The 15,288-nt window shown below is 67.9% G+C and carries 13 protein-coding genes; 10 read left to right on the forward strand and 3 right to left on the reverse strand.

What is annotated here, in order from left to right; genetic code table 11:
• Positions 1–103: 103 nt before the first annotated feature.
• Positions 104–1,474, reverse strand: a complete 1,371-nt coding sequence (locus D9T14_RS05910) for a hypothetical protein (RefSeq protein WP_119161360.1) — start codon at positions 1,472–1,474, stop codon at positions 104–106.
• Positions 1,475–1,547: 73 nt separating this feature from the next.
• Positions 1,548–2,618 (reverse strand): PEP/pyruvate-binding domain-containing protein, encoded by a 1,071-nt coding sequence (locus D9T14_RS05915; RefSeq protein WP_170175764.1) that lies wholly within the window; start codon positions 2,616–2,618, stop codon positions 1,548–1,550.
• 373 nt (positions 2,619–2,991) lie between these two features.
• Here D9T14_RS05915 and D9T14_RS05920 point away from each other — a divergent pair, with 373 nt between their 5' ends.
• The 4 genes from D9T14_RS05920 to D9T14_RS05935 are packed head-to-tail and all read left to right on the forward strand — an operon-like array spanning position 2,992 to position 6,747.
• Positions 2,992–4,506, forward strand: a complete 1,515-nt coding sequence (locus D9T14_RS05920; protein ID WP_119161362.1) for a methylmalonyl-CoA carboxytransferase subunit 5S — start codon at positions 2,992–2,994, stop codon at positions 4,504–4,506.
• 15 nt (positions 4,507–4,521) lie between these two features.
• Positions 4,522–6,093 (forward strand): acyl-CoA carboxylase subunit beta, encoded by a 1,572-nt coding sequence (locus tag D9T14_RS05925; protein ID WP_119161363.1) that lies wholly within the window; start codon positions 4,522–4,524, stop codon positions 6,091–6,093.
• Positions 6,094–6,110: 17 nt separating this feature from the next.
• On the forward strand, positions 6,111–6,356 hold the full coding sequence (locus D9T14_RS05930; protein WP_119161364.1) for a hypothetical protein: 246 nt from the start codon (positions 6,111–6,113) through the stop codon (positions 6,354–6,356).
• 16 nt (positions 6,357–6,372) lie between these two features.
• On the forward strand, positions 6,373–6,747 hold the full coding sequence (locus D9T14_RS05935; RefSeq protein ID WP_119161365.1) for a biotin/lipoyl-containing protein: 375 nt from the start codon (positions 6,373–6,375) through the stop codon (positions 6,745–6,747).
• A 226-nt stretch (positions 6,748–6,973) separates the two neighbouring features.
• Here D9T14_RS05935 and D9T14_RS05940 read toward each other — a convergent pair whose 3' ends face one another.
• A complete protein-coding gene (locus tag D9T14_RS05940; protein ID WP_119161414.1) occupies positions 6,974–7,966 on the reverse strand; it encodes an Lrp/AsnC family transcriptional regulator in 993 nt (330 codons plus the stop codon).
• A 538-nt stretch (positions 7,967–8,504) separates the two neighbouring features.
• Here D9T14_RS05940 and ord point away from each other — a divergent pair.
• The 6 genes from ord to D9T14_RS05970 are packed head-to-tail and all read left to right on the forward strand — an operon-like array spanning position 8,505 to position 15,277.
• Complete coding sequence (gene ord, locus D9T14_RS05945) at positions 8,505–9,545, forward strand: 2,4-diaminopentanoate dehydrogenase (protein ID WP_119161366.1); 1,041 nt, start codon at positions 8,505–8,507, stop codon at positions 9,543–9,545.
• Positions 9,546–9,574: 29 nt separating this feature from the next.
• On the forward strand, positions 9,575–9,871 hold the full coding sequence (gene ortA / locus D9T14_RS05950; RefSeq protein WP_119161367.1) for a 2-amino-4-oxopentanoate thiolase subunit OrtA: 297 nt from the start codon (positions 9,575–9,577) through the stop codon (positions 9,869–9,871).
• The gene (gene ortB / locus D9T14_RS05955; RefSeq protein WP_259340969.1) at positions 9,868–11,304 is read left to right on the forward strand and encodes a 2-amino-4-oxopentanoate thiolase subunit OrtB; all 1,437 of its coding nucleotides are present in this window, start codon (positions 9,868–9,870) and stop codon (positions 11,302–11,304) included. Before ortA ends, ortB begins: the two co-directional genes overlap by 4 nt.
• Position 11,305: 1 nt before the next feature.
• Positions 11,306–11,689: a D-ornithine 4,5-aminomutase subunit OraS gene (gene oraS / locus D9T14_RS05960; RefSeq protein ID WP_119161368.1), complete on the forward strand. Its 384-nt coding sequence runs from the start codon at positions 11,306–11,308 to the stop codon at positions 11,687–11,689.
• Positions 11,682–13,907, forward strand: coding sequence for a D-ornithine 4,5-aminomutase subunit OraE (oraE, locus tag D9T14_RS05965; RefSeq protein WP_119161369.1), 2,226 nt, complete (start codon positions 11,682–11,684; stop codon positions 13,905–13,907). Before oraS ends, oraE begins: the two co-directional genes overlap by 8 nt.
• Positions 13,904–15,277, forward strand: coding sequence for a glutamate mutase L (locus tag D9T14_RS05970; RefSeq protein WP_119161370.1), 1,374 nt, complete (start codon positions 13,904–13,906; stop codon positions 15,275–15,277). Before oraE ends, D9T14_RS05970 begins: the two co-directional genes overlap by 4 nt.
• Positions 15,278–15,288: the final 11 nt, after the last annotated feature.

Here is a 15,288-nt window from a genome sequence, read left to right on the forward strand (position 1 = left end):
GGGATGGTCCCGCCCGGGAGCGTCCCTGGCTGCGTGTCAGACGGCGGTGGCCGGCTGACGGTGAGTCCGCGGGTCGCTGAGGGTGTCGCCCGGGGCATGGGCCTCAGTGCTGCCAGCCCTCGCCCTCCAGTTTGGTCTTGATGGCCGCGATGATGTTCTCGGCCGCGTGCCCGTCGCCGCGCAGCAGCTGGGCGGTCCGCCGCCGCTCGGCCTGCCGGGGATCGGCCTCGCCGGCGGCCAGGGCCTCGACGAGCCTGAACGCCTCGGCCACGTTCGGCACCCGGTTCACCCCGGCGATGATGCGTTCGCCCAGCGGGCTGAAGGGCTGGTGGCCCTCACGCTCCAGGAAGACGACGGGCCTGCCGGTCAGCTGGTACTCGGCGAGCCAGCTCACCCCGTCGCAGACCAGCACGTCGCTGTTGCGGAACTGGTCCGCGTAGTCCCCTCCGCCGAACACCGAGGTGTTGGGCAGCGCGTTCCAGTCACGCCAGAAGTCGGCCACCATCGTCTCGGACAGCGGAGCCGCGTGCTCGTCCATCTTGGTGAGCAGGGCCGGGTGGGCGCTGAAGACGAAGTCCCACTCGGGGTGTGCCCGCGCCTGCTCGACCATCCGCGGTCCGGTCGTGGCGAAGGTGCCGAACCGGATCCACTCCTCGCCCACGCTGTGGTGCGCCGACCACAGCACGGTGAAGCGGTGCCCCGGATCGGGTGCCGCGCCGTCCAGCGCGCTCAGGACGTCGGCCTTCGGGTGCCCGGTGGCGACGAACTGCCTGGCGCGGGTCGCGGGAGCCCGCTCCGCGGTCTCGGCCCGCACCTCCTCGTTCGCGCAGAAGATCGCCCAGGCGTTGCGGTGGAAAGGGCTGTCGAGCACGGTGTTCAGACCACTGTCCTCGATGATGTTGACGATGAAGTTCAGCAGCTCGTACGGCACCTGGCACAGCCTGGCGAAGCGCAGCTCGCTGGTGGCGAAGGCGGGAGGGATGTCGGCGTCCCACTGCGACTGCCGGACGATGATGTCCGGGTCGATCGTGCGGATGATGTCCAGGTCCATGAACGGGTCGCGGCTGTTGAACCGCAGGTGCTCGACCCCGAAGTGGTCGAGACGCTCGCTGACGTAGTCCTCGTCCCGGTAGCCGTCGGCCCCGGGGAAGTGCCGCGGCAGGCTTGCCACGACCACCTCGAAATCGGGGTCGGCGATCATCAGTTCGTGCACCCGCGCCAGCGAGTACCAGGCCTCGGGGTGGTGCACGAGGAACAGTACCGTGACACGCGCGCCCGGCACCTTGCGGCGGGCGACCACCGCGGCCGTCGCGCGGGCCGACTCCGCAACGTGCCGCACGTAGTCGAGCCGGCCGTCGATGTCATCGGCCCTGCGCCGCCCCTCCTCGTGAAGCCCCAGCTCGATCGCGTGGACCATGCCCGGTGTCGCGACGGGCCTGCGAAGGCGTTGGAACAGCGAGGACTGGTCAGGCATGGGACACTCCGGTATGTCTCAGGACGATGGCTGAAGCGTACCGGAGGAGGGGATCTCTTTTCGGCTCCGCCACTCAGCGGCGGCGCAGACGCCGGACGAGGAGCAGCAGGACGAACGAGACCAGGCCGATGACGACCCAGCGGGACCGGCCGGAGGGCTCGGTGCTCGCTGCGAAGGGCGAACCGCTCCCGGATGCCTGCGTCCTGGGCTGGGACGGCCCGGCCGGTTCCTCGGCGCCCGGGGCCTTGTCGCTGCCGGCGGCGGGTGTCTCGAACGCCTCCGTCTCGATGACTTCCGTCTCGGGCCCAGCGGTGGTCTCGCTCCCGCCCTCGAGAACGGGCTCGGCCTCGACGACCGGCTCCGGCTCGGTGCTGGCGGCCGGTTCGGGTTCGGCGTCCGCGACGGCCCCGACGGTGTCGGCCTCGTCCGCGATGGCCTCGGCCTGTTCAACGGCGCGGCCCTCGTCCTCGGCCAGCTCCGCCTCCGCGACGACCGCATCCGCCTCGGCTGCCTCGGCCGGCGCGTCGGAGGCAACCGGTTCGGTGCCGGACGGGGCCTCGGCGGGCTCGTCGAGGGGCAGCTCAGGCGCCGTCTCCGCGGCCTTGCCGGTGTCGCCGGCGCTGGCCGGGGCCTCCTCGGCCGGCGCCTCGGCCTGCTGCACCAGAACGGCCAGTTTCTCCTGGGCGTCGGTCACGCCCTTGTCCTCGCGGCGGGCGATCGCCTCGGGTGCCCACAGCGAGGCCCACACCTGGCGGATCAACTCCCACACCGCGTCGACGCCCTGGACCGGGCCCAGCACCTCGCGGCTCACACCCAGGTCGCGCTCGGTGGGGGAGGCCTGGACACTCACCCAGGCGTCACGCCCCAGCGCGGCATAGCTCTCGGCCAGGTCGTCCACGAGGTCGGCGGGCAGCTCGGCCGCGGCGATGGTCTCGGCTGCAACGGCTGCGGCCCCATCGGCGGGCACGCCCTCAAGGCGTTCCGTCAGCTTCTCGCGGTTGAAGAGCTCGGCCAGGTCGTCCGTGGTGACGACGAAACCCGGCGCCGTCTCGACCCCGTTGCGCAGCCGCTCGCCCAGGCGAGCGGCGGTCCTGCCGACGGAGTCGGTGTCGCTGGAACGGATGTAGGTGAGTTCGACGATCATGGCTCCCAGTACACCGCATCGCACCGGTCGCCGGCACGTCCTTGCCATCGGGTGGATGCGGATGCCCCCGCCCGGCTCCTTAGCATTGGCCCCATGTGCGAATCAGGCCCGAATACTGGCCGCGCCGGTCGATTCCAGACCGGGCGTGGTGACCGCGACATGCCGCTGCGCTCGGAGACGTCCCGGCCGAGGCTGCGACGCCCTTCCGGCAGGTCCGTCGGGGGCCTGTCCTCGGGTGCGTCACTGCGGGAAGTCCCCGTCTTCGGGCATGCATCCGGGCGAACCTTCTCCTATTGCTCCATATCGTGATTGGACCCCGAAAGGACACCCCCCGGTGCTGCGGATGGGCGCTGGCCATGGAATGATGAAGCGCATGAGTCCGCGAGAAATTGAGGTTTCCGAGCCGCGTGAGATCGGTGTGACCGAGCTTGCGCTGCGCGACGCCCATCAGAGTCTGTTCGCCACCCGCATGGCCACCGAGGACATGGTCGATGCCTGCGCCGACATCGATGCTGCCGGCTACTGGTCCGTCGAGTGTTGGGGCGGTGCCACGTACGATTCGTGCATCCGCTTCCTCAACGAGGATCCGTGGGAGCGGCTGCGCACCTTCCGCAAGCTGATGCCGAACACCCGCCTGCAGATGCTGCTGCGGGGCCAGAACCTGCTTGGCTACCGCCACTACAACGACGAGGTTGTCGACCGCTTCGTGGAGAAGTCCGCCGAGAACGGCATGGACGTCTTCCGTGTCTTCGACGCCGTGAACGACCCGCGCAACATGGAGCACGCCATGGCGGCGGTCAAGAAGGCCGGCAAGCACGCGCAGGGCACCATCTGCTACACGATCAGCCCCGCCCACACCACCGAGGGCTACGTGAAGCTGGTCGGTCAGCTCCTCGACATGGGCGCCGATTCCATCGCCTTCAAGGACATGGCCGCGCTGCTCAAGCCGCAGCCCGCCTATGACATCGTCAAGGGCATCAAGGACACCTACGGCAAGGACGTCCAGGTCAACGTCCACTGCCACTCCACCACGGGCGTCACCCTGGTCGCCCTCATGAAGGCCATTGAGGCCGGTGCCGACGTCGTCGACTCGGCGATCAGCTCCGTCTCCCTCGGCCCCGGTCACAACCCGACCGAGTCCGTCGTCGAGATGCTCGAGGACACCGGCTACACCACCAGCCTCGACATCGATCGCCTCTACAAGATCCGCGACCACTTCCGCGCCATTCGCCCGAAGTACCGCAACTTCGAGTCGAAGACCCTTGTCGACACGAAGATCTTCAGCTCCCAGATCCCCGGCGGCATGCTCTCCAACATGGAGTCCCAGCTGCGCGCCCAGGGCGCCGAGGACCGCATCGACGAGGTGATGGCAGAGGTGCCGAACGTCAAGAAGGCCGCCGGTTACCCGCCGCTGGTCACCCCGACGAGCCAGATCGTCGGCACCCAGGCCGTGTTCAACGTCCTCATGGGCCCCTACAAGCGCATGACCGGCGAGTTCGCCGACCTCATGCTCGGCTACTACGGCGCCACGCCCGCCGAACGCGACCCCGAGGTCGCCAAGCTCGCCCAGGAGCAGACCGGCAAGGAGCTCATCACCTGCCGTCCCGCCGACCTTCTCGAACCCGAGTGGGACAAGCAGGTCGAGGAGGCCTCGAAGCTCCCCGGCTTCAACGGCACCGACGAGGACGTCCTCACCTACGCGCTGTTCCCGGGCGTCGCCCCGGACTTCTTCGCACACCGCGCCGAGGGCCCCAAGAACGTCGGTCTGTCCGAGGCCCAGCTCAAGGCGGAGGAGGAGGGTACTGCCTCGGCAGCGGTCTCCGGCCCCATCAGCTACAACGTGACCCTCGGTGGCACCTGCCACGAGGTCACCGTCGAGCCCGCGTGAAGGTGATCGCCCACCATGGCTAACAATGACATCAAGCTGGCCGACTCAATGGCCGAGCGTGTGGAGCAGCTCGCGGAGCAGCGCCACATCATCGAGCTCGGCGGCGGTGAGTCCCGCCTGCAGAAGCAGCGCGAGCGCGGCAAGCAGACCGCTCGCGAACGCATCGACAATCTGCTCGACGCCTACTCGTTCGACGAGGTCGGTGCCTTCCGCAAGCACCGCACCACGTTGTTCGGCATGGACAAGGCCGTCATCCCCGCCGATGGCGTGGTCACCGGCCGCGGCACGATCTTCGGCCGTCCCGTCCACGTCGCCTCCCAGGACTTCACCGTCATGGGCGGCTCGGCGGGCGAGACCCAGTCGACCAAGGTCGTCGAGACGATGGAGCAGGCGCTGCTCACCGGCACGCCGTTCCTGTTCTTCTACGATTCGGGCGGCGCCCGCATCCAGGAGGGCATCGACTCGCTGTCCGGCTACGGCAAGATGTTCTTCGCGAACGTCAAGCTGTCCGGCGTCGTCCCGCAGATCGCCATCATCGCCGGCCCCTGCGCCGGTGGTGCCAGTTACTCGCCGGCCCTGACCGACTTCATCATCATGACGAAGAAGGCCCACATGTTCATCACGGGCCCCGCCGTCATCAAGGCGGTCACCGGCGAGGACGTCACCGCCGACCAGCTCGGTGGCGCCGACGCCCACATGACAACGAGCGGCAACATCCACTTCGTGGCCGAGGACGACGACGCCGCGGTGCTCATCGCCAAGAAGCTGCTGAGCTTCCTGCCGCAGAACAACACCGAGGAGGCCGCGTTCGTCAACCCGAACAACGACGTCTCCCCGTGCGAGGAGCTGCGTGACATCGTCCCCGTCGAGGGCACGAAGGGCTACGACGTCCGCGACGTCATCTCCCGGATCGTCGACTGGGGCGACTACCTCGAGGTCAAGGCCGGCTGGGCGACCAACATCGTCACAGCCTTCGCCCGCTTCAACGGCCGCACAGTCGGTGTCGTGGCGAACCAGCCGAAGGTGATGTCGGGCTGCCTCGACATCGACGCCTCCGACAAGGCCACCGAGTTCATCAACTTCTGCGACTCGTTCAACATCCCTCTGGTGCAGCTGGTGGACGTCCCCGGCTTCCTGCCCGGCGTCCAGCAGGAGTACGGCGGCATCATCCGCCACGGCGCGAAGATGCTGTACGCCTACTCCGAGGCCACCGTGCCGAAGGTCACCGTGGTGCTCCGCAAGGCCTACGGCGGCTCCTACCTGGCCATGTGCAACCGTGACCTGGGTGCCGACGCCGTCTACGCCTGGCCCACCGCCGAGATCGCCGTCATGGGTGCCGACGGTGCCGCCAACGTCATCTTCCGCCGCGAGATCGACGCCGCCGAGGATCCGGCCGCCACCCGCGCCGAGAAGATCGAGGAGTACCGCAACGCGTTCAACACGCCGTACGTGGCCGCCGCCCGCGGCCAGGTCGACGACGTGATCGACCCGGCTGACACCCGTCGCAAGATCACCGCCGCACTGGAGATGTACGCCACCAAGCGTCAGACCCGTCCGGCCAAGAAGCACGGCAACATGCCCTGCTGATCGGGAGGAGTTCGAACATGTCTGACAGTGAGAAGGACCTCATGATTGCGACGCTCAACAAGCGTCTGTCCGCTCTTGAGGCCGAGGTGAGTGCATTGAAGGCGGCCAGCCCGGGCATTCCGGAGGACGTCCTGGTGGCCATTTCCGCTGCCGTGTCCGCCTATCTCGGCAACGACGGATCGGTCCAGGCCGTTCGTTTCACCCCGAGCCCGACCTGGAACAGCCAGGGCCGCAAGGCTCTCCAGAACCATTCCATTCGTTGACCCGGAAGAGACTGACATGAAGCTGAAGGTAACCGTCAACGGCGTCGCCTACGACGTCGATGTCGATGTCGACAAGACCCAGAACAATGCGATGGGCACGATCCTGTTCGGCGGTGGCACCGGCGGTGCCGCTGTCGCGCCGGTCGCCACGGGCGGTGGCGGCGGCGCCGCGGCGGGCGAGGGTGAGATCCCCGCGCCGCTGGCCGGCACCGTGTTCAAGATCCTCGTCGCCGAGGGCGACGAGGTGAAGGCGGGGCAGGTCGTCCTGGTTCTCGAGGCCATGAAGATGGAGACCGAGATCCAGGCCCCGACCGACGGCACCGTCGAGAAGATCCTCGTCGCCGAACGCGAGGCCGTCCAGGGCGGCCAGGGCCTCATCAAGATCGCCTGAGCCGGCCCCGGACGAGGGCAGAGAGGGCCCCGCACGCCACCATTGGAGGGTGCGGGGCCCTCGTGCCATGTCTGGGCCGTGTTGTCGCCGGCGTGGCCATCAGTCAGGGCGCCTGGTCTCGTTTCACAGGGGCGCGTACGCCCGCCGGTCCTCGCGGGTGAGGGCGCAAGGCTTCTCGCCGCGGACTGCGCTACCTCGCTTTCTCTCGGCGCCGTGGTCAAGCGGCTCAGATCTTGAAGAATGGCGGCACCAGCGTGCCGGTGGAGCGCCCCTGCCCGGTGAGCAACCAGCCCATCGACTTGTGGCTCCTCATGTGGACGATCGTCTCCGCCGGAGCCAGGCCGGGAATGGCGGCCGCGATGGAGGACTCCACGTCGGCGATGGCGTTGTGGCTGGCGACCCTGAGGTTGAGCCGCAGATTGTTCGCCCCCGTCAGCCACATGCAAGAGCGAAGGACTCGTCGGTCGCGGAGCAATTCCATGATCCGGGGCTTGTGCGAGAAGGCGACGGTGGTGAGCCATGTGCACTCCAGGAACCATCCGGCGAGTTCGGGCGCGACATCGCACCGCATGATGACCTGGCGGCAGGACCGTAGCCTTTGCAGCCTTCGGTGCACTGTCGTGGTCGGACTGTCGAATTCTTGTGACAGGCTCGCGACACTGCGGCGGCCATCGGCGGCAAGGGCTTTGGCCAAGGCCATGTCCAGTTCTGGGTTGGGGGCTTGACCCACAGGTTTTTTCCGGGGTAGCTGCTCGGCGGCCGCGTTGGCTTCGTTCTGGTCGATGGCGTGAACCCGCCACGCCTCCGTCCCGACGATGACATTGGTGGTGAGGGATGTGCGGGTCCCGTGCACCCCCGGAAGGCTTCCGATCCAGTCGATGATCAAGGTGGTGAGGGTCGGCATGTCCGGGGCGCTGATGGTCAGGAGGATGTCGCGTTCGCCGGTCGTCTCGTCGACGCTGAGGATCATCGGATGGCGACACAACTCGTCGATCGTCGTCGGCAGGTGCTTGGTGGTGCAGTCGACCTCGACGATGGCTGTCAGCTGCTGGTCCATGTTGGGCAGTGTCGTGATCCACGCCAGGCCCTCGGATGTCAGGCGAGCCCACCGGTGGGAGGCCGTCGCCGCCGAGATCCCGAGGATCTGTCCCACCCGTGCCCACGGCATGCGCGGGTCGATCTGCAGCAGATTGACGATCCTGAGGTCGGTCTCATCCATGGTCATCACCACTCCACTCGTTGTCTCGGTGAGCCTCGACCAGACGTCAGCGGTGCCGGACGCATTCCTCAGGGGCCCTGGCGCTTGCCGGCGGCGGTTCTGGTCGTCTGCCGGGAGGTGTGAAACGCTCACCGGCATAACCTTCTCACTTGGGCTATTTCTTCGCAAATTCGCTGGCGAGTGGGCGATCTGAGGCGAAAGATCCCGACGTGATGCCGATTGCTCCGCTGATTGTTGCGGTTCAGTCTCTTCGTGCAATTCTTGCTCCCACATCGAAGTGGATGTGACCTGTCACCGGCGGATTCGGCTGACTTGGTGACAGGCGATCGGCGAAGGAGCTTGTCATGGCGGGAACTGATCCGTAGTTCTGCCTCGGCGTCGAAATGATACTGCGGTTGATTCCTGAAAAAGCCGCAGGATGGCCCGTGCACAGGCCACGAATGTGCACATCAATTCTCCGTATGGGGTGACGCGGCGATGGTCAGCATGCCCTGATTCGCTGCGCGCACATTACTTCGAACGCTCAAGGAGGAGTTCAATGAGCAGTGATCGTATTCGGGTCGTGCAGTGGGGGCTGGGTGCCATGGGTCGCGGGGTGGCCCGGCTCGTCCTCGACAAGGAAGGCCTGGAACTGGTGGGCGCCGTCGACATCCGCCAAGACCTGGACGGCGAGGACCTGTGCACGGTGATCGGGGGCGATCCCACTGGTGTCACCATCACCACGGATCCGGTGTCGCTGCTGGCCTCGACCGAGGTGGACGTCGTGACCATCACCACCACCTCGTGGGTCGAGCAGCAGCTGCCCGACCTGAAGGCCATCCTGTCCGCCGGCGTCAACGTGGTGAGCATCGCAGAGGAGATGGCCGCCCCCGAGGCCCAGCACCCCGAGATCGCCGAGCAGCTGGACGCCCTGGCGATCGAGAACGGCGTGTCCATCGTCGGGGTCGGAGTCAACCCGGGCTTCGTGCTCGACCATCTCGTCGTGACCCTGACCTCCGGGAGCCAGCAAGTGGAACGGATCGAGGCCAGCCGGATCAACGACCTGAGCCCCTACGGCGAGACGGTGCTGCGCACCCAGGGCGTCGGCACGACCCCGGAGGAGTTCGAGGCCGGTGTCGCCGACGGGTCCATCGTCGGTCACGTCGGCTTCCCCGAGTCGGTGCGCCTCATCAGCGACGCCCTGGGCCTGGGCGTGGACCGCTTGGAGCAGAGCATCGAACCGATCATCAGCACGGTGCCCCGCCAGGCCAGGGACCGCGCCATCGAGCCGGGCATGGTCGCCGGCTGCAATCATGTCGCCATCGGCTACCGCGGTGACACGGAGGTCATCCGACTGAACCATCCGCAGCAGATCGCGCCCGAGGCCGAGGGGCGGGCCACCGGCGACTACATCACGATCTTCGGCGTGCCCGAGATCCACATGTCGACCGGACCAGAGATCGCCGGTGGCCTGTCGACGGCGGGCATCGCCGTCAACACGATTCCCCGCATCCTCCACGCGAGCCCGGGACTGAAACGGATCATCGACCTGCCCTCACCCAGCGCCCTCATGGGGGCCTCCGCCTACACCCGTCGCTGACTGGACCATCACGAACAGGAGAAGACCAGATGCAGGGGACCGATGACATGGCACCGGCTGGTGCCTGGGTCGAGATAGAGCGCACAGTCCTCACCCCCGACGAGCGGGCGGCCGGACTCCCGGCCGAGACCGCCGGTACGCCGCTGCTGGAGTGGGTCGACGGCTTCCTCGAGGCCGAGGCGCGGGTGGGCGAGGAGGTCACCATCCGGACCATCATCGGCCGCGAGCACCGCGGCACCCTCCGCCGCATCAACCCCGGGTACGCGCACAGCTTCGGTGACACGGTCCCGGAGATCCTCACCATCGGAACGGAGTACGAGTCGTGACCGACACCTCCTACGCGGCAGTGATGGCGCGCAAGAACGACATCATGCGCTCGTCGATGGGACTGGACTACGACCAGTTCACGTCCAGCCCCATCGCCTTCGACTACGAGGCGCTCATGAACTCCTCCGGCTACAGCCTGGAGGACATCACCGCGATCCAACGCGAGAGCAAGGTCGGCGGGACGCCGCTGTATGAACTGCGGCGCCTCACCGAGGCGGTGCGCAGGATCTCCGAGCCCGGCAGGGGGGCCCGTATCCTGCTCAAGGACGAGGCAGCCAACGCCTCCGGCAGCTTCAAGGCCCGCAGGGCCTCGGTCAGTGCCTACGAGGCCAGGTCCAAGGGCTTCAAGGGCATGGTCACCGCCACCAGCGGGAACTACGGGGCGGCCGTCGCCTCCCAGGCCGCCCAACGCGATCTCAAGTGCATCGTCGTGCAGGAGGTCTACGACTCCCGGCACGTCGGCCAGCCCGAGATCGTCGAGAAGTCGCGCGCCTGCGAGGCCTACGGCGCCGAGGTGCTGAAACTCACCGTCGGTCCCGAGCTGTTCTACGTGCTGCTGCGCACCCTGGAGGAGACCGGCTTCTTCAACGCCAGCCTCTACACGCCGTTCGGGATCCTCGGCGTCGAGACGCTGGGTGCCGAGATCGGACGTGAGGTGCAGGAGCGGTACGAGAGGACCCCCGACGTGGTGGTCGTCACGAACGCCGGCGGCGGAAATCTCACCGGGACCGCGCGCGGCCTGCGCAGGGTCGGCTGCGAGGACACCACGGTGATGGCTGTCTCGGTCGACCTGTCGGGGCTGCACATGGCCTCCGACACCGACTTCAACAACAAGTCGTTCACCACCGGGCACACCGGCTTCGGGGTGCCATTCGCCACCTGGCCCGACCGCGTCGACGTGCCGCGCAACGCGGCCCGGGTCCTGCGCTACATGGACGGCTACCACCTGGTGACCCAGGGCGAGGTCTTCTACCTCACCGAACTGCTCACCAAGCTGGAGGGCCTGGAGCGCGGCCCGGCGGGCAATACGAGCCTGACCGCAGCCGTCGCCCTGGCCCGCCAGATGGACGAGGACCAGATCGTCGTCGTGCAGGAGACCGAGTACACCGGGGCGGGCAAGCACCACAACAGCCAGCTGTCCTTCGCCCGCAGCCGCGGCATCGAGGTACGCCGCGGCGACCCGGCGGACAACCTTCCGGGCAGGGCCATCATCATCCCCGAGCGGCTCGACCAGGTGGCCGGCAAGCCCCTCAACCTCGAGAGAATACGCCGCAGCTACATCAAGCACGCGGCAGGGGTCCTCCCCGCCGACCAGTGGACCGAGAAGGACATCGCCTTCCTGGCCGAGGACACCAACAGCACTGTGCAGCACGTGCAGGAAATCGTCGAGCGGCTCACCGCAGCCGGCCCCGCACCGACAGGACGGAACTGACATGACCGAGATCACCGAGGAACAGGAGCGGGAGGCCCGCTTCGATGCCCTGCGCCAGGAACTGGCGGCAATGGACGACGACGCCCTCAAGGCCAGGTTCTGGGAACTGTGCGAGGAGGTGATGACGCCGATCGTCGAGCTCGCCCGGACCCACACCTCGCCCTCGATCGAACGCTCCGTGCTCCTGCGCATGGGGGTCGACTCGGTGACCACCCACGGAGTCGTCGAGAACGTCCTGCAGGCCGGCCTGCTCGGCAAGGGGGCGGGTCACGCGGTGCTCCGCCTGTCCCAGCGCGACGAGCTGCCGATACCCGAGGCCGCCGCGAGAATCGCCACCGACGCCGGCGTGCTGAACGGTCTCTTCGAAGGAGCGGACAATGACTGACCGGCTCGATCCCAACGTCAAGCTCGACGTCGACCTCATCATGCAGGACCTAGCCGACTATCACCCGCCCCGCAAGGGCTGGACCTGGCGGGCCTGCCCTCCGGAGGGCGTCGACATGGGCGGCTTCCACTACCGTGACATGTCCGAGCCCCTCGCCAACAGCGTTCCGATGCCGGCCGCGAAGTACTTCGACGGCGTCGACCCGCAGCCCTCACCGGTGGTGACCTCGGAGATCGCCTCGGGGCACTTCGAGGACGACCTGCGCCGGATGCGGATGGCCGCCTGGAACGGCGCCGATCACATCATGGTCATCCGCACCACCGGGCAGTCCCACATCGACGGCCTCATGGAGGGCACCCCCGAGGGCGTCGGCGGCGTCCCGATCACCCGCAAGCAGCTGCGGGCCAGCCGCAAGGCCTGTGACCTGGTGGAGCAGGAGGTCGGACGTCCGATCAACTTCCACAGCTACGTCTCCGGCGTGGCCGGTCCCGAGGTCGCCGTGCTGTTCGCCGAGGAGGGCGTCAACGGGGCCCACCAGGACCCCCAGTACAACGTGCTCTACCGCAACATCAACATGTACCGCAGCTTCGTCGACGCCGCCGAGGCGAAGAAGGTGATGAGCGGGGCCCGCATCTTCCAGATCGACGGCGCCCACAACGCCAATGCGACGGCACGGCACGGCTGGAAGGTGATGCCGGAGTTGATGGTCCAGCACGGCCTCAACTCGATGTTCTCCGTTCTCGTCGGCATGCCCAAGGACCTCATCGGGCTGTCCACGGTGCCGCCGAGCGCCCCGCCCGCCCCGAAGCTGTGGTTCGACCTGCCCTACGCGGTCGCCCTGCGGGACTTCTTCTCCGAGTACCGGATGCGCGCCCAGCAGAATACCCGGTACATCGAGTCCGACCTCGAAGAGGCGATCCGCACCCACGTGGTGGACACGATGATCTCCATGCTCACCAGGGCCGACATCCAGTCGACCATCACCCCCGACGAGGGCCGCAATCTGCCCTGGCACTACAACTCGGTGCGCGGAGTGCAGACGGTCAAGCAGACCTGGGCGGCGCTGGACGGCATCAAGGAACTCCTCACCCTCAACCGGGAGGGCCCGCTCGGGACGATGGTGCGTGACATCAAGGAACGAGCCATCGGCTTCCTCACCGAGATGGTCCACGCCGGCGGCTACTTCGCCGCCATCGAGAGGGGCTTCTTCGTCGACTCGGCGCTGTTCCCCGAGCGCAACCACGACGGGATCGCCCGGGACGGCTCTGGTGGCGTCGCCGCCGACACCGTCATCGAACGCGACCCGGACTACCTGGCCCCGGTCAGCGACCACTTCGGCTATAACAACGTGCCCGAGGGCGTCGGCTGCCCCAGCGAACTGATCGGCGGGGACACCCTGACCAATCCGGAGAAGATCGTCTACATCGACGAACTCGACCCGCAGGACAGCGTCGAGCAGCGGCTCGCCCGCACCGCCGCCTACCGCACCGGCGACCTGGTGCGCCCGGAGGCCGAGTGGGCCGGCGATGGCGTGGCCCTGCTCCAGCTGATGATCCCCGAGAACGCCGACATCGCCCGCGAGGCGGCCCTGGAGACCGCCAAGCGGATGGGCCTGGGGGACCCGGAGGTGGTCAACCTGCAGGTCCTGCAGCCCGCGGAGGGCTGCTTCGTCGAGGTGAAGGGTCACGTCGGTTTCGACATCGACAAGACCGAGCTGTACATCCCCGAGAAGGTCGAGCTGCTCCCCGAGGACGAGCTGCGTCAGGTCGTCAGCGACAACGAGATCAACGTCGTCGCCGGCACCGTCGGCGAGGACGAGCACAGCGTCGGGCTGCGCGAGATCCTCGACATCAAGCACGGCGGCCTGGAGAAGTACGGTGTCAAGTACCGCTACCTGGGCACCTCGGTGCCGGTCGAGAAGATGGTGGACGCGGCCGTCGAGAGCGGCGCCGACGCCATCTTGATCTCCACGGTCATCAGCCACAACGACGTGCACCGCACGATGATGAAGAAGCTGTCCGAGCTGGCCACCGAGCGGGGCATCCGCGACACGATGGTGCTCATCGCCGGCGGCACCCAGGTGAGCCGCGAGATGGCCGCCGAGACCGGGCTGGACGCCACTTTCGGCCGCGGCACCAAGGGCATCGACGTGCTCGACGCCATCGTCCGCACCATGCGGGCCCGCGGCATGGTCGTAGCAGGGAAAGCCGACGGATGAGAACCGTCGTCACCCTGGAGATCGGTTCGACGATCACCAAGGCCAACGCGTTCGAGCTGACCGATGGGCTCCTCGACCACGTCGGTCAGGGCTTCGCCCCGACCTCGGTCTCCGACGGCGACGTCGGGATCGGGGTGGACGCGGCCCTGGACGCCATGCGCGCGCAGCTGGCCGGCGACGGCCGCCGGCTCGACCTAGACGCCGCCGAGATCTTCGTGAACAGCTCGGCGGCGGGCGGCCTGCGGATGAGCGTCCACGGGCTGACCCGGGGCATGACGGCCAGGGCCGCCAAGGAGGCGGCCCTGGGCGCCGGCGCCATTGTCGGTCAGATCACCGTCGGGGCGATCGACGACTACGACCTGGAGGATCTGCGCGAACTCGACCCCAACATCGTCCTGCTCGCCGGCGGGGTCGACCACGGGGAGAAGCAGATCGTCATCGACAACGCCCGGAAACTTGCCGGCGCGGGACTGTCGGCGCCGGTCGTGTACGCGGGCAATGCTGCGGTGCGCCGCCGCGTCCAGGACATCTTCGCCGCCACCGGCACCCAGCTGATGTGCGCGGACAATGTCTTCCCCGACGTCGACGTGCTGCGGATCGAGCCCGTCAGGGCCCTCATCCACGAGGTCTTCAACGAGCACATCACTAGGGCGCCGGGAATGGCCAGGCTCGCCGAGCTGTCCAGCTACGAGATCCTGCCCACCCCTGGCGCGGTCCTGCTGGCCACCGAGATCTTCGCCGAGACCATGGGCGACGCCCTCGTCATCGACGTGGGGGGAGCCACCACCGACATCCACTCGGTCACCGACGGCAGCCCGGAGTGGACCAGCCGCAGCATCGACCCCGAGCCGCGCGCGAAACGAACCGTGGAGGGCGACCTGGGCGTCTATGTCAATGCCCACCAGATCGCCGCCATGGTGGGGGACCCGGACGAACAGGAGCGCTTCCGGTTCCTGCGGGCCATCCCATCGGACGAACAGGAGGCCGCCGTCACCCGCTGGCTCACCGAACGGGCCGTCGAGGCGGGCATCCGGCGCCATGCCGGCACCATCACCGATCTGTTCACCCCCACCGGCAAGAAGCAGATCGTGCGCGGGAAGGACCTGACGGCGGTGCAGTGGGTGGTGGGTACCGGCGGGGCCCTGACCAAGGTCGATGGCGGAGCACAGATCCTCGCCGGGATCAGGCTCGGCGCCGGCGACCGGCTGCTGCCGCCGCCGGAGGCCGCCATCCTCATCGACCGGGACTACCGGTTCTCGGCGCTGGGAACCGTGGCCCAGTCCCATCCAGAAGAAGTCGCCGCCACCTTCGAGGCCTGGGTGGCCGGCGCCGATGTGATCCCGGGCGAGCCCGTCCGGGCCCCCGAGTAGGAGGCGAGGGG

It is taken from the genome of Propionibacterium australiense (genome assembly GCF_003666605.1).
In the GTDB taxonomy this organism is placed as follows: domain Bacteria; phylum Actinomycetota; class Actinomycetes; order Propionibacteriales; family Propionibacteriaceae; genus Propionibacterium; species Propionibacterium australiense.